The organism is Rugamonas brunnea, from assembly GCF_014042345.1.
GTDB classification, from domain to species: domain Bacteria; phylum Pseudomonadota; class Gammaproteobacteria; order Burkholderiales; family Burkholderiaceae_D; genus Rugamonas; species Rugamonas brunnea.
Map to the genome: position 1 here is coordinate 100,446 of NZ_JACEZT010000002.1, position 20,683 is coordinate 121,128.

Sequence of the window (20,683 nt, forward strand, 5' to 3'; positions counted from 1 at the left end):
CAATTTTCCCGGTTACAATCCGGGGATGATTATTCTCGGTATCGACCCTGGCTTGCGCACGACCGGCTTTGGCGTCATCCACAAGCAGGGCGCGAAGCTGCGCTACATCGCCTCGGGCACCATCAAGAGCGGCGAGGGCGATCTGCCCACGCGGCTCAAGGTGATCCTGGACGGCGTGGGCCAGGTGGCCCGGCAGTACCAGCCCGATAGCGCCGCCATCGAGCAAGTCTTCGTCAACGTCAATCCCCAATCGACCTTGTTGCTGGGCCAGGCTCGCGGCGCCGCCATCTGCGCACTGGTGACGGCCGAGCTGGCCGTGGCCGAGTATTCGCCGACCCAGGTCAAGCAGGCCGTGGTCGGCACGGGCCGGGCCGTCAAGGCCCAGGTGCAGGCCATGGTGGCGCGGCTGCTGGCGTTGCCCGGCCTGCCCGGCACGGACGCGGCCGACGCGCTGGGCGTGGCCATCTGCCATGCCCACAGCCGCGAAACGCTGAGCCTGATCGCCGGCGCCGGTGCGGGCAGTGCCGCCGTCGTCGCCGCCGGCCTGCCAGGGCCGCTGGCGGGACTGCGGGTGCGGCGTGGCCGGCTGGTCGGTTAATTCCCTCATTAATACCAAAAAGGGTTCAAAATGATAGGTCGTCTGTCCGGCATCCTGCTGGAAAAGAATCCGCCACAACTGCTGGTCGATGTGCAGGGCGTGGGTTACGAGGTCGACGTGCCGATGAGCACGTTCTACAACCTGCCGCACGTGGGCGAAAAGGTGGTGCTGTTCACGCACCAGGCCATCCGCGAGGATGCGCACTTGCTGTTCGGCTTCGGCAACGCCGAGGAGCGGGCCGTGTTCCGCCAGCTGATCAAGATCAGCGGCGTGGGCGCGCGCACGGCGCTGTCCATCCTGTCGGGCATGTCAATCGCCGACCTGGCGCAGGCGGTGACGCGGCAGGAATCGGGGCGGCTGATCAAGGTGCCCGGCATCGGCAAGAAGACGGCCGAGCGCCTGCTGCTGGAACTGAAGGGCAAGCTGGGCGCCGACATCGGCGCCGGCGGCGCGCACGCCGTGCCCGACGCGCAGTCCGACATCCTGAACGCATTGCTGGCGCTGGGCTACTCCGACAAGGAAGCGTTGGCAGCCTTGAAGACGGTGCCGGCCGGCGGCAGCGTATCGGACGGCATCAAGCTGGCATTGAAGGCGCTGTCGAAGGGCTGATGCTTGTCCAAACGACGTGCAGCAATTTGCCGATGTCTTAGAATGGCACATCGGGAACACGGTTGGCGTCGCGGACATGAGGGCCTGACCCTGAAGCAATTGCCAGATCAACAGTAATATCCATTAGGCCGCCCACTGCATGAGCATCCAAACCGACAACTTCACCGAACAACGCATCATCGACGCCGCCCCCGCCTCGCCCAACGAAGAGGCGATCGAGCGCGCGCTGCGGCCCAAGCACCTCGATGAATATGTCGGGCAGGAAAAGATCCGCGACCAGCTGGAGATCTTCATCAAGGCCGCCCGCAAGCGCGGCGAGGCGCTCGACCATACCTTGCTGTTCGGCCCGCCCGGCCTGGGCAAGACCACGCTGGCCAACATCATCGCGCGCGAGATGGGCGTCAACCTGCGCCAGACTTCCGGCCCCGTGCTGGAGCGTCCCGGCGACCTGGCCGCCATCCTGACCAATCTGGAAGCGAACGATGTGCTGTTCATCGACGAGATCCACCGCTTGTCGCCTGTGGTGGAGGAAATCCTGTACCCGGCGCTGGAGGATTATCAGATCGACATCATGATCGGCGAAGGCCCGGCGGCCCGTTCCGTCAAGCTGGACTTGCAGCCGTTCACGCTGGTGGGCGCCACCACGCGCGCCGGCATGCTGACCAATCCGCTGCGCGACCGCTTCGGCATCGTGGCCCGGCTGGAGTTCTACAACACGGCCGAGCTGACCCGCATCGTCACCCGCAGCGCCGCCCTGCTCAAGGCCGAGATCGCCCCCGATGGCGCGGCCGAGGTGGCGCGCCGCGCGCGCGGTACGCCCCGCATCGCCAACCGCTTGCTGCGCCGCGTGCGCGATTACGCGGAAGTGAAGGGCAACGGCGACATCACCAAGGAAGTGGCGGACGCCGCGCTCGTCATGCTGGACGTGGACACGGTGGGCTTCGATGTGATGGACCGCAAGCTGCTGGAAGCCGTGCTGTTCAAGTTCGGCGGCGGGCCGGTGGGCATCGGCAACCTGGCGGCCGCCATCGGCGAAGCCGCCGACACCATCGAGGACGTGCTGGAACCTTATCTGATCCAGCAAGGTTTCCTGCAACGCACGCCGCGCGGACGGGTGGCCACGCCGGCCGCCTACCTGCATTTCGGCGTCAATCCCCCGCGCATCAACCCGAACGGCGAGCTGTGGGAGAGCTGACGCCGCCGGCCGCGCCCATGCAGATCTGGGTCGACGCGGACGCTTGTCCTGCCGTCATCAAGGAGATCTTGTACCGGGTGGCCGAGCGCACCCAATTGCAGGTGACGCTGGTGGCCAACCAGCTGATGCGGGTGCCACCGTCGCGCTTCATCCGCGCCCTGCAAGTGCCGTCCGGGGCCGACGTGGCCGACCAAGAGATCGTGCGCCGCCTGGCGCCGGGCGACCTCGTCGTCACGGGCGACATCCCGCTCGCTTCCGACGTGCTGGACAAGGGCGGCTACGCGCTCAATCCGCGCGGCGAGTTCTACACGCGCGACAACATCCAACAGATGCTGACCATGCGCGCCTTCCTCGACGAACTGCGCGGCAGCGGCGTGGACACGGGCGGCCCGGCCGCCTTCAGCCACGCCGACCGCCAGCACTTCGCCAACAGCCTGGACCGCCATCTGCACCAGATGCGCAAGCGTTGAGCGGTCACTGTTCCATTTCTCCACACTTTTGTTGCACCGTGGCGCAGCCCACTGCGCCAGCGGCCCGTGCACACGGTCCGAAACTTGACGGCATGGAACTTGCGTAGAGTGCTGTGATGGTCCGAAAACCATGTCCCCATGGTCCAGGACGGTCAATCAACCTATCTATTATTCAAGGAGACAGCCATGCAATGGAGCAAACCAGAGTTCGTCGATTTCCGTTTCGGTTTTGAAATCACGCTGTACATCGCCAACCGCTAACAGCGCCCGCCGCGGCCACCCGGCGCTTGCCGGGGGCCGCGCACTGTATCCGATTCGAGGCATCAGATGAAAATCATCGTACTTGGTTCTTCGGCTGGCGGCGGCTATCCGCAATGGAACTGCAACTGCCGCAATTGCGACGGCGTGCGCAACGGCACCATCAACAGCCGCGCCCGCACCCAGTCGTCGATCGCCATTTCGGCCAACGGCACGGACTGGCTGCTGGTCAATGCCTCACCCGATATCCTGACCCAGATCCGCGCCACCCCGGCCCTGCAGCCCGCGCGCGCCGCACGCGACACCGGCATCGCGGCCGTGCTGCTGATGGATGCCCAGGTCGACCACGTGACGGGCCTGATGATGCTGCGCGAAGGGCGCCGCATCCCCCTCTATTGCAGCGCGTCCGTCTGGGACGATCTGCAGACCGGCTATCCGCTGGCCGATGTGCTGTCGCACTATTGCGGCGTGCAGTGGCAGCCGCTGCCGGTGGCGGGCGAACCGCAGCCGTTCGAGATCGCCGCCCTGAGCGGCATACGGCTGACGGCCGTGCCGCTGCACAGCAAGGCGCCGCCGTATTCGCCGCACCGTGAACGGCCCCAGCCGGGCGACAACATCGGCCTGCTGGTGGAGGACTTGATCACGGGCCGCACGCTGTTCTACGCGCCCGGTCTCGGCAGCCTCGACGCCGCCACCACGGCCATCATGCGCAGCGCCGACTGCCTGCTGGTGGACGGCACCTTCTGGACCGAGGACGAAATGATAGACCTCGGCTTCTCGCCCAATCCGGCCGCGTCCATGGGCCACCTGCCGCAGTCGGGCGAGGGCGGCATGATCGAAGTGCTGGACCAGATGCCGGCGTCCCGCAAGATCCTGATTCACATTAACAACACCAATCCCATCCTCGATGAAGACTCGCCCCAGCACGCCACGCTGGGCGAGCACGGCATCGAGCTGGCTTATGACGGTATGGAGATTTCGCTATGAACATGATGTCGCAACCAGGGCCGGACAACCGCCCGGCGTGGGATGAACGTGAATTCACGGAACAGCTGATGGCCAAGGGCGCGGGCTACCACATCCACCACCACTTCAACGTGCGCATGCAGCAGGGCACGCTCACGCCCGAGCAGATCCGGGGCTGGGTGGCCAACCGCTTCTACTACCAGATCAACATCCCGCGCAAGGACGCGGCCATCATGGCCAACTGCCCGGACCGCGCCACGCGCCGGCTGTGGGTGGAGCGCATCCATGACCACGACGGCCACGGCGACAACCCCGGCGGCATCGAGGCCTGGAGCCGGCTCGGCGAGGCGGTCGGCATCGACCGTGACGACCTGTGGTCGCTGCGCGAAGTGCAGCCCGGCGTGCGTTTCGCCGTGGACGCCTACGTGAACTTCGCGCGCCAGGCGCCGTGGCAGGAAGGCGTCTGCTCGTCGCTCACGGAAATGTTCGCGCCCAAGATCCACAAGGACCGCCTGGCCAGCTGGCCGAAGAACTACCCGTGGATCGAGCCGGAAGGGCTGGCCTATTTCCGCAGCCGCATCTCGCTGGCCGAGCGCGATGTCGAACACGGCCTGGCCGTCACGCTGGCCCATTTCCGCACGCGCGCCCAGCAGGAGCAGGCGCTGGGCATTTTGCAGTTCAAACTCGACATCCTGTGGGCGATGATGGATGCCATCGCGCTCGCCTACGACTGAACGGGGAGGCCCATCATGCTGACCGAAACGACGACGCCCAAGCTGTCCAGGCTGTTCCGCCTGCAGTGGGAGGAAGCGCAGCAAGCGTACGTGCTGCTGTACCCGGAAGGGTTGGTGCGGCTCAATCCCAGCGCGGCGGAAATCCTCAAGCGCTGCGACGGCAAGCGCGAAGTGGCCGACATCGTGCGCGAGCTCGAAGCGGCGTTCCAGGCCAGCGACCTGGATGCGGACGTGCGGGCCTTCCTGGACGAAGCGCAACGGCGAGGCTGGCTTGGCTAGCGCGGCCACCCCGCAGGTCAGCACGGCGGCCGTCGCGCCGCCCATGTGGTTGCTGGCTGAGCTGACGTACCGCTGCCCGCTGCACTGCGCGTTCTGCTACAACCCGGTCGATTACGCGGCCAACCGCAAGGAGCTGAGCACGGAACAATGGCTGGACGTGCTGCGCCAGGGCCGCGAGCTGGGCGCGGCGCAGCTCGGTTTTTCCGGCGGCGAACCGCTGCTGCGCGACGACCTCGAACAACTGGTGGCCGCCGGCAACCGGCTTGGCTACTACACCAACCTGATCACCTCCGGCATCGGCCTGACGGAGCAGCGCATCGCCGCCTTCAAGGCGGCCGGGCTCGACCACATCCAGCTATCGTTCCAGGATTCGACCAGGGAGATGAACGACTTCCTCAGCAGCACCCGCACCTTCGACTTGAAGGCGCGCGTGGCGAAGCTGATCAAGCAGTACGACTATCCGATGGTGCTTAACGTGGTGCTGCACCGCTACAACCTCGACCATGTGGAACGCATCATCGACATGGCGCTGGAGATGGGCGTGGAATACCTGGAGCTGGCCAATACCCAGTACTACGGCTGGGGCATGGTCAACCGCGCCCAGCTGATGCCCACGCGCGAGCAGCTGGAGCGGGCCGAGGCGGTGGTGAACGCTTGCCGCGAGCGCATCGGTTCACGGCTGCGCATCCTGTTCGTGGTGCCCGACTATTTCGAGTCGCGGCCCAAGGCCTGCATGAATGGCTGGGGTTCCGTGTTCCTGGCCGTGGCGGCCGACGGCGCGGCCTTGCCCTGCCATGCGGCGCGCACCATCCCCGGCCTGAGCTTCCCCAACGTGACCGAAGAGAGCCTGAAACAGATCTGGTACGAGAGCGACGCCTTCAACAAATTCCGCGGCGACGCCTGGATGAAGGAGCCGTGCCGCACGTGCGACGACAAGCACAAGGATTACGGCGGCTGCCGCTGCCAGGCGCTGGCGCTGACGGGCGATGCGGCCAACGCCGACCCGGTGTGCAGCAAATCGCCGCAGCATGGCGACATCGTGCGCATCGTACGCCAGGCCCAGGCCAGCCAGGCGGCTGCCGGGGCGGAAGCGCCGCTGGTGTTTCGCAGCGACGCCAATTCGCGGTTGCTGTCGCAGCAGTAGGGCTGGCGGCGCCTGCCACCATGCGGGCAATAAAAAAACCGGCCAGTGCAGACGACGTGGCCGGTTTTTTTGCGTGGGGAGGGCAGCGCTTATTCCTGGCGCACCCAGGTCTGCGAACGGCCGAACATCGAGATACCGATGTAGCCGCGCACGTTCAGCTTCTTGCCGCCGTCGGCCAAGCTCAGCTTGCTCTTGTAGACCTTGCCGTTGTCCGGGTCGAGGATTTCACCGCCCGTGTATTCGTCGCCGTCCTTCTTCAGGCCGGACATGATGACCAGGCCGATCACGGGCGCGTCCTTGCGGGCGCCTTCGCACTTCTCGCACTTGGGGTTCTGGTCTTCCGTGGGGGCACGGAACAGTTTTTCGATCTGGCCTTGCAGGGCGCCATTGCTTTCCGTGATGCGGATCAGCGCCTTGGGCTTGCCGGTCACGTCATCGATATTTTTCCACAGGCCGACGGGCGAATTGCCGTCCGCCCAGGCTGGCGCGACCAGGGTGCTGGCCGCCAGGCTGGCGGTGGCGATGGCAAAAATGCTTGCTACTTGTTTCAAAGAACGCATCGTGGAGTCTCCGGGAGTAGTTGTTGTGTATTTGGCAGTTTAGCAAACTGTAGGTCCAATTTTAGCGTATGTTGCAAAAAAATTGACCACTCGTGCTATTTTGATTCTAATCCGCAACGACCACCTGTTGGCCCAAAGAAAAACCGGGGTCAGGTCATGAATTCAAGCAACTTGCTTGAATTCATGACCTGACCCCGGCGGAGTTGCTGTGATGCTTAGGCCGCTGGCAGCTTGGCGAACTGCTCGCGCATCTTGGCCAGCGTGGCCGAGAAGTTGGCGACCCGTTCTTTTTCCTGCGCCACCACTTCGGCTGGCGCGCGCGCCACGAAGCTTTCGTTCGACAGCTTGCCGCTGGCCTTGGCGATCTCGCCTTCCAAACGCGTGATTTCCTTGCTCAGGCGCTCACGCTCGGCCTTGACGTCGATCTCCACTTTCAGCATCAGCTTGGTGGTGCCGACAATGGACACGGCGGCCGGCGATTCCGGCAGCGCGTCCACGATCTGCACTTCGGCCAGTTTGCCCAGCGACTGGATGTAGGGCGCGAACACTTGCAGCGCGGCCTTGTCGGCGGCGTTGCCCGGCTCCACGATCAGCGGCACGCGCAGCGACGGCGCCAGTTGCATTTCGCCGCGCAGGTTGCGGGTGGCGTCAGTCAGCGCCTTCAGTTGCTGCATCCATGCCTCGGCCGACTCGTCGATTTTGGCCGTGTTGGCCAGCGGGTACGGTTGCAGCATGATGGATTCGCTGTTCGGCGCGGCGTCGGCCTTGACCTTGCCGGCCAGCGGGGCCACCGCCTGCCACAGTGCTTCCGTGACGAAGGGGATGATGGGGTGGGCCAGGCGCAGTACCACTTCCAGCACGCGCAGCAGCGTGTGGCGGGTGGCGCGCTGCTGGCCTTCCGTGCCGTGCTGCACTTGCACCTTGGCCACTTCCAGGTACCAGTCGCAGTACTCGTCCCACACGAACTTGTAGATGGTGGAGGCGATGTTGTCGAAGCGGTAGTCCTCGAAGCCCTTGGCGATGTCGAGCTCGGCCTTTTGCAGCAGCGAGATGATCCACTTGTCGGCCATCGACAGGTCGGCTTCGTTCTCGCTGCAATCCTTGCCTTCCGTGTTCATCATCACGAAGCGGGTGGCGTTCCACATCTTGTTGCAGAAGTTGCGGTAGCCTTCGCAGCGGCCCAGGTCGAAGTTGATGTTGCGGCCCAGCGAGGCGTACGACGCCATGGTGAAGCGCACGGCGTCGCTGCCGTAGGCGGCGATGCCTTCCGGGAATTCCTTGCGCGTGGCCTTGGCGATCTTCTCGGCCGCTTTCGGGTTCATCAGGCCGGTCGTGCGTTTTTCCACCAGCGCCTCCACGCCGATGCCGTCGATCAGGTCGATCGGGTCCAGCGTGTTGCCCTTGGACTTGGACATCTTCTGGCCCTGCGAGTCGCGCACCAGGCCGTGCACGTAGACGGTCTTGAACGGCACCTTGCCGGTGAAGTGGGCCGTCATCATCACCATGCGGGCGACCCAGAAGAAGATGATGTCAAAGCCCGTCACCAGCACGGACGAAGGCAGGAACGCTTCCAGGTCCGGGGTCTGCTCAGGCCAGCCCAGCGTGGAGAACGGCACCAGCGCCGACGAGAACCACGTGTCGAGCACGTCGTTGTCGCGGCGCAGCGGGCCGGTGCTGCCGGCCTTGGCGGCCTGGGCTTGCGCTTCCGCTTCCGACTTGGCGACGAAGATGTTGCCGGCCTCGTCGTACCAGGCCGGGATCTGGTGGCCCCACCACAGCTGGCGCGAGATGCACCAGTCCTGGATGTTGTTGAGCCACTGGTTGTAGGTGTTGCTCCAGTTTTCAGGCACGAACTGGATCTCGCCACTGGCCACCTTGTCGAGCGCCGTTTCGGCGATCGATTTGCCGGGGAAGAAGGTGCCTTCCGGGGCCGGCTTGCTCATGGCCACGAACCACTGGTCGGTCAGCATCGGCTCGATCACGACGCCGGTGCGGTCGCCGCGCGGCACCATCAGCTTGTGCGGCTTGACTTGTTCCAGCAAGCCTTGCGCTTCCAGGTCGGCCACGATCTGCTTGCGGGCGGCGAAGCGGTCCAGGCCACGGTAGGCGGCCGGCGCGTTGTCGTTGATCTTGGCGTCCAGCGTCAGGATCGATGGCATGCCGAGGTTGTGGCGCTGGCCCACGGCGTAGTCGTTGAAGTCGTGCGCGGGCGTGATCTTCACGCAGCCGGTGCCGAATTCCTTGTCCACGTAGCTGTCGGCGATGATGGGGATCTCGCGGTCGCACAGGGGCAGCTTGAGCATCTTGCCTACCAGCGCCGTGTAGCGCTCGTCGGTCGGGTCCACGGCCACGGCCACGTCGCCCAGCATGGTTTCCGGACGGGTGGTGGCCACGGTCAGCGCGCCGCTGCCGTCGGCCAGCGGGTACTTGATGTACCACATCGAGCCATCTTCTTCCTCCGACACCACTTCCAGGTCGGACACGGCCGTGCCCAGCACTGGGTCCCAGTTCACCAGGCGCTTGCCGCGGTAGATCAGGCCCTGCTCGTGCAGGCGCACGAACACTTCGGTGACGACCTTGGAGCGGGTCTCGTCCATGGTGAAGTATTCGCGTTTCCAGTCCGGCGAGGTGCCCATGCGGCGCATCTGGCCGGTGATGGTGTTGCCGGATTTCTCTTTCCACTCCCACACTTTTTCGATGAATTTCTCGCGGCCCAGGTCATGACGCGACACTTTCTGCGCGTCCAGCTGGCGTTCCACCACGATCTGGGTGGCGATGCCGGCGTGGTCGGTGCCGGGAATCCAGGCCGTGTTGTGGCCCAGCATGCGGTGGTAGCGGGTCAAGCCATCCATGATGGTCTGGTTGAACGCATGGCCCATGTGCAAGGTGCCGGTCACGTTCGGCGGCGGCAGCTGGATGCTGAACGACGGCTTGCCGGCGGTGAGCGTGGCGGCGTAGTAACCGCGCTGTTCCCACTCGTTGCGCCAGAATTGTTCAATGTCGGCGGGCTCGAAAGACTTGGCTAATTCCATGATTTGGTGAGTTAAATTTGCGAAAGCAGCCATTATAAAGGACGTCGCCGGCCGAACGCATGACCTTGGCGCCGGCAGGGGTAAATTCCGGGAAAAAGAAGACAGATATCGGCTCGTTCAGGCGAAATCTGTTGCAATCGAGGCGACGTGATGCCGGCGCTGGGGCGGGGGAGCTGCTCGACGGGCGGGCCAGGTCAGCTTGCGCGGCGGCGCGCGGTGCCGCTATGTGGTGCCGGGATCGGTAAGTGGTGTTTCTTCAGGGTGGCGATGGTTGCGGCCAGCGCCTCGCGACCGTTCGCCAGCGCCTGCTCGGCGGTTTCGCCGTCCGATATGCAACCTTCGAAATCGGTATAGGTAATCAGAAAGCCGCCGCCGTCAGCTGCGGTCAGTGGTGTGATCTCAAAAGGGTAATCATTCAAGTGTGCCATGTTTTTGCTCCCGCACGAGTGTGACAAATCGTTTGACATACACGGCCTTGATGGGCCGGTGGGCCGGCACCGACAGTATCTGGCCATTGGGATCCACGAATACACAGTGGCTACCCTCCTGATGCCATGCGATCCCGCTTCGCCTCGCAACGGTTTGCAGGTCGCGCAACTGCCAATCCAGTGGATGGGTGCACATCGCAGCAAAAAGTTTGGCCGCAGTATTCATCGCGTCGATACGAGCGTATGCCCAGAGCAGTGTGAAATCAAGGGAACACGTGACATTAAATCGACTTTGATGGCGGCCCGTATTGCGTATGCACAGTGCGGTGAAAAAAAAGAGGGGGCGCCGCAGCGCCCCCTCCGGGTCAAGCTGGCAGTTGCTTACGGCACCAGGTTGAAGTTCACGCCGGTCTGGTCGGCGGTCGAAATGTCAACCGAGGCCAGCGACTTGGTGGTGTAGCCGGCGGCCGATGCTTCCAGCATGTACTTGCCCACGCCCGGTTGCACCGTGGTGGCGCTGGCGAACGTCAGCGGCAAGGTGGCGCTGTAGGCCGCGTACTGGGGTGCTTTGGTCGGCAGGCCGGCCAGCGTGTAGCCGCCCGTGGTCAGGTCGGCACCCATGTATTTGATGGTGACGGTGGGGCCGGAGGCGATGCTCTGCTTGGCGTCCACATAGGCGGTGGCCGTGGTGCTGACCGGGGCCAGCAGGACCGTGCCGCTGATGCTGCCGGTGGTGGAATCGGGCAGCGTGATCGGCGCGGCCGAGGTGCTGACCGGGACGATGACGCTGGTGCTGGTCACCGGCACCGCGCCGACGATGGCGGCGGCGTGGGCGTCGGCCGTCACCACCACGTCGTAGTTACCGAGCGGCAGGCGGGTCAGCGAGAATTCGCCGGTGGTGGCGTTGGGCGTGGTGGCGCTGACGATGGCGCCGTTCTGCTGGGCCGATACCATCACGTGGCTGGTCAGCAGGGCCGGCGCGACAAAGCCGCCAATGCCGTTCAGCGCGGTCGGGATCACCTTGACCACGGGCTTCAGCGCGTACTTGCCGTTGCCCTTGGTGACCACCGATTTGCAGGCGTCGAAGTCGAGCACCAGGTCCACTTTCTGGCCGGCGGCGACGTCGAATTCATTGACCAGCTTGATGCCGCTCTGGACCGCGCTCGGCGTGTCGAGCGAGACCTCGGTCGTGCTGCCGGTGGGGACCACGGAGTTGGCCAGGCCGTTACCCGTGTTCGGGTCCAGCACCAGGCGCAACTGGGTGTAATGGCCGGCGCTCAGCGGCGTCTGGCCCAGTGCGTCGAGCGCGCCGTTGGTCAGGTTGAGCAGGTTGATCTTGCGGGCCGGGTTGAGCGTGATGTCGGTCCAGCCGGCATCGGTGTCGCTGGCCGTTGCGCTCTGGTTCACGCGCACCTTGTTGACGGTAACGTTGACGGCGTCAAAGCCACAAGAGGGCGCATCGGTCAGCGACACGGTGAGCGTGCCCAGGGTGGTGGTCGGCGCTGTGGAGCCGCCGCCACCGCCGCCGCATGCGGCAAGGGTGAGAGCGGTGAGCGCGGCAAGGGCCACGCTGGCGGTGCGAAGGGGGCGATAGCCTGGCTGTTTCATGATGGGCCTCTTATTCTGTTGACGTTCGACGGCAGTGACGAGTTCGCTGCACAGACATTATGCGTTCCTTGTGGAAACAAGAATGTTAGTTTCCGCACATAGTGAGGTTTTGTTACAACTCTTACTTTTGAGTTGACCCGGCAGCCAGGCCCGCCGGCACTTTAAAGCGGACTCGGCATGGAAATAGTGTCGCACATCTGGATGGCTGGCGGGGCGCTCAGCAGCGTCTCGAAGCGGGCCAGCGCCTGACGCAGCGGTGGCGAGGCCAGGTGCGCGTCGCAGGCGGCCTGGTCGCGGTACAGCTCGCACACGACGAACACATCGGGCTGGTCCCGGCGCCGGTGCACCGTGTAGGACAGGCAGCCCGGTTCGGCGCGGCTGGTGACGGCCAGCGCGCACAGCGTGGCGGCCACTTCGTCGGCCGTATGTGGATGGGAATGCAAGTTGGCAATTAACAACATAGTGAGCTCCGTGGAGGTTCAGGGAGCTTGTATGGTGCCGTCCCCGGCGCGCGGGGGATTGTAAAAATGCGTCGTGCCACTGGCCTGGCGCAGAAAGCGCTGGGGCGTGGTGTGCGCCAGCGCCCGGAAGTCGTGGATGAAATGGGCCTGGTCGAAATAGCCGTGGCGCAGCGCCGTATCGAGACCGGGGGCGCCGGGCGCCAGCAGCAGCGCTCGTACCGTGTGGTGGAACCGGCACAGGCGGCGCAACGCGGCCGGGGTCTGGCCGGTCCAGGCCAGCACACGCCGTTCGAGCTGGCGCCGCCCCAGGTGGAGCCGGTCCGCCAACGGTTCGATGCGCACGCCACCGTGGCTGCGGTACAGGATATCGACGGCCGCTTCGACCAGCGGGTCGGCGCGCTCGGGGCGCAACTGGCGCAGCAGGAATTGCTGGATCAGGGTGAGCCGCTCGGCATGCGTGTCGGCCCGGGCCACGCCGGCGGCGCACTGCCGGCCCGGCGCACCCCACACATCGGCCACGTCGCGCGGCCTGTCGTGCAGCTCGGCGGCGGGCACGGGCGTGAAGCAGGCCAGCATGCCGCTGCGGAAGCGCACGGCGATGAAGCCGACCTCGGCCATCGTCGCCAGCGCCAGCGGTACGGTGCGCAGGCTCAGCAAATGGGCCGGGGCGTGCGGCGCGGAACACAGCGCCGCGCCATCATCACCGGCAGCACCGGCGTGGCGGAATGGCCGCCGGTAGTGGAAATACAGTTCCGCCCCCGCGCCCGGCAACAGCGTGGGCAGCGCGATGGTTTCGCCGGGGGCGCTCTCCCAGCCCCATAGCCGGTCGATATACGGCTGCAATGGCGGGATGGGGAGCAGGTGAAAGCGGCGCATGGCGGATGGTGACGGTGGGCTGGCCATCATGCCATGCGGTCGCGCCGGCGGGAAGCGCGCGCGGGTAGGTCAGTCCCCGCTGTCGCCCGCCGGCAGTGGTTGGCCTTGCTCAGGCCTTGCGGCGGCGCGCGATCCAGCCCACCAGGCCCAGGCCGGCCAGCAGCATGGCGACCGTGTCGGGTTCAGGCACAGGCGCCATCGCGTCGATGCCGGTGTAGCGGATGTCGCTGTCGGGGAAGGTCATGTGGTTGAGCAGCGTGCCCGTGAGCGAGTAGTCGTAGATGTTGTTGCCCGAGGTCAGGAAGACGTCGTTGTTGGTGCCCAGCGTGAGCCGGTCGATGTCGAAACCGACGCCGAAATAGCTGGTCTGGTTCAGCGCCAGGTTGCGCAGCGTGACGCCATGCTGGGAACCGGCATAGGACGCCACCAGCAGATTGTTGCCATAGGCGACGTCGGTGTAATTGATGCCCAGGTCGGGGAAGGTCATGTTGGTGACCTGGGTGCCGTTGGTCAGGTAATCGTACAGGTGATTGCCCGAGGCCAGGTAGACGTGGTTGTTGTCGCCGGCGGCGATGCCGCTGATGTCAAAGCCGGTGCTGACGGCGTTCGACTGGTTCAGCGCGTAGTCGCGCACCGTGAAGCCTTGCTGCGATCCATTGTAGGAGGCCACCACATGGCCGCCGCCCACATCCACGTCGGTGTAATTGATGGAAGAGATGGGGAAGGCCATGTCGTGGATCAGGGTGCCGCTGGTGCTGTAGTTGATCAGGTGGTTGCCGGCCGCGATGTACAGGTCGTTGTTCGCGCCCAGCGCCAGGCCGCGTGCCTGCACGCCCGTGCCGAAGTAGTTGGTCTGGACCAGCGCGTCGGTACGCTGCGTCACGCCAAGCTGGGAACCGGAATAGCTGGCATAGACCGTGGCGTGGGCTGGCAGCGCGCAGCCGAGCGCGGCGCCCAACAACAGGGTGGAAAGGACGGGGGAAGTTGGTTTCATGGTGGCATCCTGAAAAGTAAGGGGAGGGTGCTGTGGCCGGACTAATATCAAAAAATAATTGTCTTTTTGCAATTGCTGGAAATTGTAGCAGTTTTTCATGCTTAAAAATAAGGCAAGTCCGGAAAATGATGCCGCTGTTGCAGGCGCGACACGGTAGGCGCGCGGCGTTCGTTGTCAAGCGGGGTACCGCGCATAGGGGCTATGGGCGATGTTGGATTTGCGCTCGCGTTCCGGTACGCCGCACGGGCGGCACACCGATGTATAATGCGATCCGCTGCCCCGCCTCACGGTGGAGCGGCACACGCTAGGGGTCCTGCAAAGCGCCATCAATTGAGCGCCGCGCGGGTGAGAAATACCCTCCGAACCTGATCTGGATAATGCCAGCGAAGGGAAGCTCAGGATATCGCCGGCCGCCGTCAGGCCATCATCAGCGCCATCCCCACCTCCTTTGCTGGCTCCTGTAGCCAACCAAGGAGCCAAATTGAACGCCAATCCGAAATTCCTCTCCGCCACCGCCACGGTCGACCAGGCCGCCATCGCACCGCTGCCTAATTCGCGCAAGGTCTACGTGCAGGGCAGCCGCCCCGACATCCGCGTACCGATGCGCGAGATCACCCAGGCCGACACGCCCGCCTCGTTCGGCTTTGAAGCCAACCCGCCCGTGTATGTGTACGACACCTCGGGTCCGTACACCGACTCGGACGCCAAGATCGACATCCGCTCCGGCCTCGCCTCCACCCCGCGCCTGCCTTGGATTTTGGAGCGCGACGACACCGAGGAGCTGGACGGCCCCACGTCCGACTACGGCAAGGCGCGCCTGGCCGATCCTGCCCTGGCCGAGCTGCGCTTCAACCTGCATCGCCAGCCGCGCCGCGCCAAGGCCGGCAAGAATGTGACGCAGATGCACTACGCGCGCCAGGGCATCATCACGCCCGAGATGGAATTCGTCGCCATCCGCGAAAACCTGCGCCGCAAGGAATACCTCGAAAACCTGAAGACCTCCGGCCCCATGGGCCAGCGCCTGGCCGACCTGATGGGCCGCCAGCATCCGGGCCAGGCTTACGGCGCCGCCATCCCGGCCGAGATCACGCCCGAATTCGTGCGCGACGAGATCGCCCGCGGCCGCGCCATCATCCCGGCCAACATCAACCACCCGGAAATCGAGCCGATGATCATCGGCCGCAATTTCCTCGTCAAGATCAACGCCAACATCGGCAACTCGGCCGTTACCTCGTCCATCGGCGAGGAAGTGGAGAAGATGACGTGGGCCATCCGCTGGGGCGGCGACAACGTGATGGACCTGTCGACCGGCAAGCATATCCACGAGACGCGCGAATGGATCATCCGCAACAGCCCGGTCCCCATCGGCACCGTGCCGATCTACCAGGCGCTGGAAAAGGTCAACGGCAAGGCCGAGGACCTGACGTGGGAGATCTTCCGCGACACGCTGATCGAACAGGCCGAGCAGGGCGTCGACTACTTCACCATCCACGCCGGCGTGCTGCTGCGCTACGTGCCGATGACGGCCAAGCGCCTGACCGGCATCGTCTCGCGCGGCGGCTCCATCATGGCCAAGTGGTGCCTGGCCCACCACAAGGAATCGTTCCTGTACACGCACTTCGAAGAGATCTGCGAAATCATGAAGGCCTACGACGTGTCGTTCTCGCTGGGCGACGGCCTGCGTCCCGGCTCGATCTACGACGCCAACGATGAAGCGCAACTGGGCGAACTGAAGACGCTGGGCGAGCTGACCCAGATCGCCTGGAAGCACGACGTGCAGGTGATGATCGAAGGCCCCGGCCACGTGCCCATGCAACTGATCAAGGAGAACATGGACCTGCAACTGGAGCAGTGCCACGAGGCGCCGTTCTACACGCTGGGCCCATTGACCACCGACATCGCGCCCGGCTACGACCACATCACCTCCGGCATCGGCGCAGCGCAGATCGGCTGGTACGGCACGGCCATGCTGTGCTACGTCACGCCCAAGGAGCACCTGGGCCTGCCCGACAAGAACGACGTCAAGGACGGCATCATCACCTATAAGATCGCAGCCCACGCGGCCGACCTGGCCAAGGGCCATCCCGGCGCGCAGATCCGCGACAACGCGCTGTCCAAGGCCCGTTTCGAATTCCGCTGGGACGACCAGTTCAACCTGGGCCTGGACCCGGACAAGGCGCGCGAATTCCACGACGAGACCCTGCCCAAGGATTCGGCCAAGGTGGCGCACTTCTGCTCGATGTGCGGCCCGCACTTCTGCTCGATGAAGATCACGCAGGAAGTGCGCGAATTCGCGGCGGCCAACGGCGGCATCGACGACAAGGCGGCGCTGGAGCAGGGCATGCAGACCAAGGCCATCGAGTTCGTCAAGAACGGCGCCGAGCTGTATCGCAAGCTGTGAGGCGGCCATGATCGCGATAGAACTGAACGGCGCGCCGCACAGCGTGCCGGCCGGCCACACGGCGAACGACCTGGTCGACGCACTGTCGCTGACCGGCCAGGCGCTGGCGCTGGCCATCAACCGCACGGTGGTGCCGCGCCAGCAATGGCGCGAGCGCCAGTTGCAGGCGCAGGACAAGGTGGACATCGTGCGCGCCATCGGCGGCGGCTAACCACGGACGAAAAGGACTATGAAAATGCAAGAGCAGAACCAAGACCTGCTGACCATCGCGGGCAAGACCTACAATTCGCGCCTGCTGGTGGGCAGCGGCAAATACAAGGACCTGGCGCAAACCAAGGAAGCGACCGACGCGGCCGGCGCCGAGATCATCACGGTGGCCATCCGCCGCGTCAACATCGGCCAGGACCCGAAGGCGCCCAGCCTGCTGGACGTGCTGCCGCCGTCGCAGTACACCATCCTGCCCAACACGGCTGGCTGCTACACGGCCAAGGACGCCGTCTACACGCTGCAGATGGCGCGTGAACTGCTGGGCGGCCACAAGCTGGTCAAGCTGGAAGTGCTGGGCGACGAGAAGACCCTGTTCCCGCACATGCCGGAAACCCTGGTCGCGGCCGAAGCGCTGGTGCGCGATGGCTTCGACGTGATGGTCTACTGCAGCGACGATCCGATCCAGGCCAAGCTGCTGGCCAGCATAGGCTGCGTGGCCGTGATGCCGCTGGCCTCGCTGATCGGTTCGGGCATGGGCATCCTCAACCCGTGGAACCTGTCGCTGATCATCGAGCAGGCCACGGTGCCGGTGCTGGTGGACGCCGGCGTGGGCACGGCCTCGGACGCCGCCATCGCGATGGAACTCGGTTGCGACGGTGTGCTGATGAACACCGCCATCGCCGGCGCCCAGGACCCGGTGCGCATGGCGCGCGCCATGCGTCTTGGCGTGCAGGCCGGCCGCGAAGCCTACCTGGCGGGCCGGATTCCGAAGCGCTTCGCCGCCTCGCCATCGTCGCCGATGGCCGGCCGGCTGGCATGACGGGCGGCGGCGCCACCGCCATGGACGGGCTGGCCGGCGCCACCGGCGTGCACGGGCCAGCCGGCGCGGGTTCGCCGGCGGCGCCGCCCGCACGCCGTCCCGATGAACGGGCCTGCGTGCTGGTGCTGGCCGGTGTCGACCCGTCCGGCGGCGCCGGCATCGCGGCCGACCTGCAGGCCGTTGCCGGCCAGGGCGCGCACGCGCTGACGGTGGTCACGGCGCTGACGGCGCAGGACAACGACCGCGTCTACCACGTGCAGCCGGTCGACAGCGCCATGGTGCTGCGCCAGGCCGAGGTGCTGGCGGCCAAGATCGCCATCGCCGCCGTCAAGATCGGCATCACGGGCAGCGCCGCCAACGCACAGGCGCTCGCCGGCCTGATCACGCGCCTGCGCGCACGCCAGCCGGACCTGCCCGTGGTGCTGGATCCGGTGCTGGCCAGCGGCCACGGCGACCTGCTGTCGCGCGACGACGCCGTGCTGGCGCTGGCGCCGCTGCTGCCGCTGGTGACCGTGCTTACGCCCAACGGCCCGGAAGCTCGGGCCCTGAGCGGCGAGGACGCGCCGGCCGCGCAGGCGCGCGTGTTGCGCGCGCGTGGCTGCCAGCATGTGCTGATCACGGGCGGCCACGACGACGGCGAACAGGTGGTCAACCGCTGGTACGGCCCGGAGCGCGAGCAGCAATGGCGCTGGCCCCGTTTGCCGGGCGGCTTCCACGGCAGCGGCTGCACGCTGGCCGCGTCCATCGCCGGCCTGCTGGCGCAGCAGGTGCCGATGGCCGTGGCGCTGGAACGGGCGCAGTTGTACTGCCACCACGCGCTGGAGGCGTCCTACCCGATCGCCGACGGCCAGCGTATTCCGCTGCGCTGACCACCCCCTACTTTTGAGAGAGCATGATGCAAGGACTTTATCTGGTCACCCCCAACTGGGACGATACGGAACGGCTGCTGGCCGTGACGGAACTGGCGCTGGGCGCCGGCGTGGCGCTGCTGCAGTACCGCCACAAGGATGCCAGTCCGGCGCTGCGCACGGAGCAGGGCGCGGCCTTGCTGGCGCTGTGCCGCCGCCACGGCGTCCCGCTGATCATTAACGATCACGTGGACCTGTGCCGCGCGCTCGACGCGGACGGCATCCACGTGGGCGGCACCGACGCCACGCTGGCCGAAGTGCGCGCCGCGGTGGGGCCGGACAAGATCGTCGGCGCCTCCTGCTACGGCGACTTGCCGCGCGCGCTGGCGGCGCAGGCGGCTGGCGCCAGCTACGTGGCGTTCGGCGGCTTCTACCCGTCGCGGGTGAAGCAGTACGCAGTCACGACGGCGCCGTCCATCCTGGACGAGGCGCGCGCCGTGATCACCGTGCCCAGTGTCGTCATCGGCGGCATGACGCCGGAGAACGCGGCGCCGCTGGTGGCGCGCGGCACCGACATGGTGGCGGCCATCAGCAGCGTGTACCTGGCCGACGACCCGGCCGCCGCCGTGCACCGCTTCCGGGCTTTGTTCTTGGCTAATTAACAACGGCATTGATAAGAGGCTGGTAATCCGTGGTCCGTTACGCCTTATAATTCAGGCGTTTACTTGTCCACGGGTCCGCCACATGAACGTCTCCGCCAGCGCTAAGCGACTGATCCTGATCGTCGACGACGACCAACTGCTGCTCGATTACCTGGGCGAGGTGCTGCGCCACGCCGGTTACGATACGCAGCAGGCTTCCTCGTCCGAGCAAGCCTTGCAACTGATCGCCCAGCGCGAACCTGACCTGGCCCTGCTCGATATCCACATGCCAGGCATGAACGGCCTGGAACTGGCCAAGCGCCTGCACGCCCAGACCTCGGTGCCGTTCATGTTCCTGTCCGGCCGCGGCGACGCGGACGCCGGCAAACAGGCGGCCGCCTATGGCGCCGTCGGTTTCCTCGTCAAGCCGGTCGACGAGAAGCACCTGATGCCCGCCTTCGCGGCCGGCCTGGCGCGTGCCGACGAGATCCGCCAGTTGCGCCGCACGGAACTGAACCTGAACGCGGCGCTGGCCGCCGGGCGCGAAACCAGCCTGGCCGTGGGCCTGCTGATGTGCAAATTCCAGACCGACCGCAACACGGCCTTCGAAGTGCTGCGCGACCACGCCCGCTCCAGCCGGCGCAAGGTCAACGAAGTGGCCGACCAGCTGCTGTCGGCCGAGGAAACCCTGAACAGCCTGCACGCGGCGTTCAACAACCGTCTCAAAAAGTAAACGCCGGGCCGGCCGGGCGCTTGCCGGCCCTGTGTTTTGTTGTAAGATGAAGCCCTGTGGCCGTAACAATCGGCCACGCCGATGATGGGCAGCAGGGCCGTAACCCGCCTCCGCTGCCTCGCCCCACCTTGCGGCCGCCCGTTCCCCGCGCCGCCATTCCAGTCCGGCCCAGCTCCGCCGAACCGATTCCGCCACCACCGTAGCCCTGCGCCGTTACCGCGCGGCCGCCGTGCGCGCGGGACAGTCCGATTCCCTTTTTTGCCGGAGAAATGCCATGACGATCAAGCCAACCGTTGCGCCAGTGCCGTTCAGCGCCATCGCGCCGCAGTTGGACCAGGCGCGCGCTGTCCATGACGAACTGCATGGGCAGGCCGCCGCGTCGCGCGTGCTGCATGTGGACGGCGACCATGAAAGCGCGCTGGTGCTGGCCACGCTGCTGGTACCGGAAACCCAGGTCACCCACGCCGGCACGCTGGACGCGGCGATGCGGGCCGTGCGGGCAGGGCGCTTCGCGCTGGTCGTGCTGGACCCGGACCTGCCCGACGGCGACGGCGCGGCCCTGCTGGAACTGCTGTGTGAAGCGCAGCAGGCCACGCCGGTGCTGCTGTATTCGGCGCGCCGGCCGAACCGCTACGACCAGGCCATGGCCTTCCTGCCCAAGCCGTGGACGTCGCCGCGCCAGTTGTGGCTGACCATGTCGCGGTTGTTGGCCCCCGCCGCCGCCACGGTGGCCCAGCCCGCGTACTGACGTTTCGTTCACGTTGGCCATTTGCTATGATGGTGCACCGGCCGTGCCGGATCACCTCTGACGCCAACAAGGA

General features: G+C 65.8%; 23 protein-coding genes and 1 riboswitch. Of the genes, 16 read left to right on the top strand and 7 right to left on the bottom strand.

Annotation, left to right across the window (positions count from 1 at the left end; genetic code table 11):
• Positions 1-25: 25 nt before the first annotated feature.
• From ruvC to pqqE, 9 genes are all read left to right on the top strand, one after another.
• Positions 26-598 (top strand): crossover junction endodeoxyribonuclease RuvC, encoded by a 573-nt coding sequence (gene ruvC / locus H3H37_RS04235; protein ID WP_182160405.1) that lies wholly within the window; start codon positions 26-28, stop codon positions 596-598.
• 30 nt (positions 599-628) lie between these two features.
• A complete protein-coding gene (gene ruvA / locus H3H37_RS04240) occupies positions 629-1,207 on the top strand; it encodes a Holliday junction branch migration protein RuvA (RefSeq protein WP_182160406.1) in 579 nt (192 codons plus the stop codon).
• Between the two features lie 139 nt (positions 1,208-1,346).
• Positions 1,347-2,402, top strand: coding sequence for a Holliday junction branch migration DNA helicase RuvB (gene ruvB, locus H3H37_RS04245; protein ID WP_182160407.1), 1,056 nt, complete (start codon positions 1,347-1,349; stop codon positions 2,400-2,402).
• Between the two features lie 17 nt (positions 2,403-2,419).
• Entirely contained in the window at positions 2,420-2,872 is a 453-nt protein-coding gene (locus H3H37_RS04250; protein ID WP_182160666.1) for a YaiI/YqxD family protein, read from the top strand.
• Positions 2,873-3,058: 186 nt separating this feature from the next.
• Entirely contained in the window at positions 3,059-3,133 is a 75-nt protein-coding gene (pqqA, locus tag H3H37_RS26225) for a pyrroloquinoline quinone precursor peptide PqqA (RefSeq protein ID WP_182160667.1), read from the top strand.
• A 66-nt stretch (positions 3,134-3,199) separates the two neighbouring features.
• Entirely contained in the window at positions 3,200-4,117 is a 918-nt protein-coding gene (gene pqqB, locus H3H37_RS04260) for a pyrroloquinoline quinone biosynthesis protein PqqB (RefSeq protein WP_182160408.1), read from the top strand.
• A gap of 2 nt (positions 4,118-4,119) precedes the next feature.
• The gene (pqqC, locus tag H3H37_RS04265) at positions 4,120-4,830 is read left to right on the top strand and encodes a pyrroloquinoline-quinone synthase PqqC (RefSeq protein WP_375539978.1); all 711 of its coding nucleotides are present in this window, start codon (positions 4,120-4,122) and stop codon (positions 4,828-4,830) included.
• Positions 4,831-4,845: 15 nt separating this feature from the next.
• Complete coding sequence (gene pqqD / locus H3H37_RS04270; protein WP_182160409.1) at positions 4,846-5,109, top strand: pyrroloquinoline quinone biosynthesis peptide chaperone PqqD; 264 nt, start codon at positions 4,846-4,848, stop codon at positions 5,107-5,109.
• The gene (gene pqqE / locus H3H37_RS04275; RefSeq protein ID WP_182160410.1) at positions 5,054-6,253 is read left to right on the top strand and encodes a pyrroloquinoline quinone biosynthesis protein PqqE; all 1,200 of its coding nucleotides are present in this window, start codon (positions 5,054-5,056) and stop codon (positions 6,251-6,253) included. Before pqqD ends, pqqE begins: the two co-directional genes overlap by 56 nt.
• A gap of 89 nt (positions 6,254-6,342) precedes the next feature.
• Here pqqE and H3H37_RS04280 read toward each other — a convergent pair whose 3' ends face one another.
• The 7 genes from H3H37_RS04280 to H3H37_RS04310 all read right to left on the bottom strand — a co-directional run bounded on the left by H3H37_RS04280 (position 6,343) and on the right by H3H37_RS04310 (position 14,212).
• Positions 6,343-6,813, bottom strand: a complete 471-nt coding sequence (locus H3H37_RS04280; protein ID WP_182160411.1) for a DUF2147 domain-containing protein — start codon at positions 6,811-6,813, stop codon at positions 6,343-6,345.
• 215 nt (positions 6,814-7,028) lie between these two features.
• Positions 7,029-9,845, bottom strand: a complete 2,817-nt coding sequence (locus H3H37_RS04285; RefSeq protein WP_182160412.1) for a valine--tRNA ligase — start codon at positions 9,843-9,845, stop codon at positions 7,029-7,031.
• 194 nt (positions 9,846-10,039) lie between these two features.
• Positions 10,040-10,273, bottom strand: coding sequence for a type II toxin-antitoxin system HicB family antitoxin (locus tag H3H37_RS04290; RefSeq protein ID WP_182160413.1), 234 nt, complete (start codon positions 10,271-10,273; stop codon positions 10,040-10,042).
• A gap of 381 nt (positions 10,274-10,654) precedes the next feature.
• Positions 10,655-11,881: a DUF4382 domain-containing protein gene (locus tag H3H37_RS04295; protein WP_182160414.1), complete on the bottom strand. Its 1,227-nt coding sequence runs from the start codon at positions 11,879-11,881 to the stop codon at positions 10,655-10,657.
• 161 nt (positions 11,882-12,042) lie between these two features.
• A complete protein-coding gene (locus tag H3H37_RS04300; protein WP_182160415.1) occupies positions 12,043-12,342 on the bottom strand; it encodes a putative quinol monooxygenase in 300 nt (99 codons plus the stop codon).
• A gap of 18 nt (positions 12,343-12,360) precedes the next feature.
• Positions 12,361-13,218 carry an AraC family transcriptional regulator gene (locus H3H37_RS04305; protein ID WP_182160416.1) on the bottom strand — a complete coding sequence of 286 codons (858 nt, stop codon included), beginning with the start codon at positions 13,216-13,218 and terminating at the stop codon, positions 12,361-12,363.
• A 109-nt stretch (positions 13,219-13,327) separates the two neighbouring features.
• Positions 13,328-14,212 carry an FxDxF family PEP-CTERM protein gene (locus H3H37_RS04310; protein WP_182160417.1) on the bottom strand — a complete coding sequence of 295 codons (885 nt, stop codon included), beginning with the start codon at positions 14,210-14,212 and terminating at the stop codon, positions 13,328-13,330.
• Between the two features lie 296 nt (positions 14,213-14,508).
• Positions 14,509-14,621, top strand: a riboswitch (TPP riboswitch).
• Positions 14,622-14,693: 72 nt separating this feature from the next.
• Between H3H37_RS04310 and thiC the strand changes: the two genes are divergently transcribed.
• From thiC to H3H37_RS04345, 7 genes are all read left to right on the top strand, one after another.
• The gene (gene thiC / locus H3H37_RS04315) at positions 14,694-16,613 is read left to right on the top strand and encodes a phosphomethylpyrimidine synthase ThiC (protein ID WP_182160418.1); all 1,920 of its coding nucleotides are present in this window, start codon (positions 14,694-14,696) and stop codon (positions 16,611-16,613) included.
• A gap of 7 nt (positions 16,614-16,620) precedes the next feature.
• A complete protein-coding gene (thiS, locus tag H3H37_RS04320; protein ID WP_182160419.1) occupies positions 16,621-16,824 on the top strand; it encodes a sulfur carrier protein ThiS in 204 nt (67 codons plus the stop codon).
• A 24-nt stretch (positions 16,825-16,848) separates the two neighbouring features.
• Positions 16,849-17,640, top strand: a complete 792-nt coding sequence (locus H3H37_RS04325; protein ID WP_375539979.1) for a thiazole synthase — start codon at positions 16,849-16,851, stop codon at positions 17,638-17,640.
• Complete coding sequence (gene thiD / locus H3H37_RS04330) at positions 17,637-18,509, top strand: bifunctional hydroxymethylpyrimidine kinase/phosphomethylpyrimidine kinase (protein WP_229218654.1); 873 nt, start codon at positions 17,637-17,639, stop codon at positions 18,507-18,509. The genes H3H37_RS04325 and thiD overlap by 4 nt, the downstream gene beginning before the upstream one ends.
• Positions 18,510-18,535: 26 nt before the next feature.
• A complete protein-coding gene (gene thiE, locus H3H37_RS04335; protein ID WP_182160670.1) occupies positions 18,536-19,150 on the top strand; it encodes a thiamine phosphate synthase in 615 nt (204 codons plus the stop codon).
• 82 nt (positions 19,151-19,232) lie between these two features.
• On the top strand, positions 19,233-19,862 hold the full coding sequence (locus H3H37_RS04340) for an ANTAR domain-containing response regulator (protein ID WP_182160421.1): 630 nt from the start codon (positions 19,233-19,235) through the stop codon (positions 19,860-19,862).
• Positions 19,863-20,136: 274 nt separating this feature from the next.
• Entirely contained in the window at positions 20,137-20,610 is a 474-nt protein-coding gene (locus H3H37_RS04345; RefSeq protein WP_182160422.1) for a response regulator, read from the top strand.
• Positions 20,611-20,683: the final 73 nt, after the last annotated feature.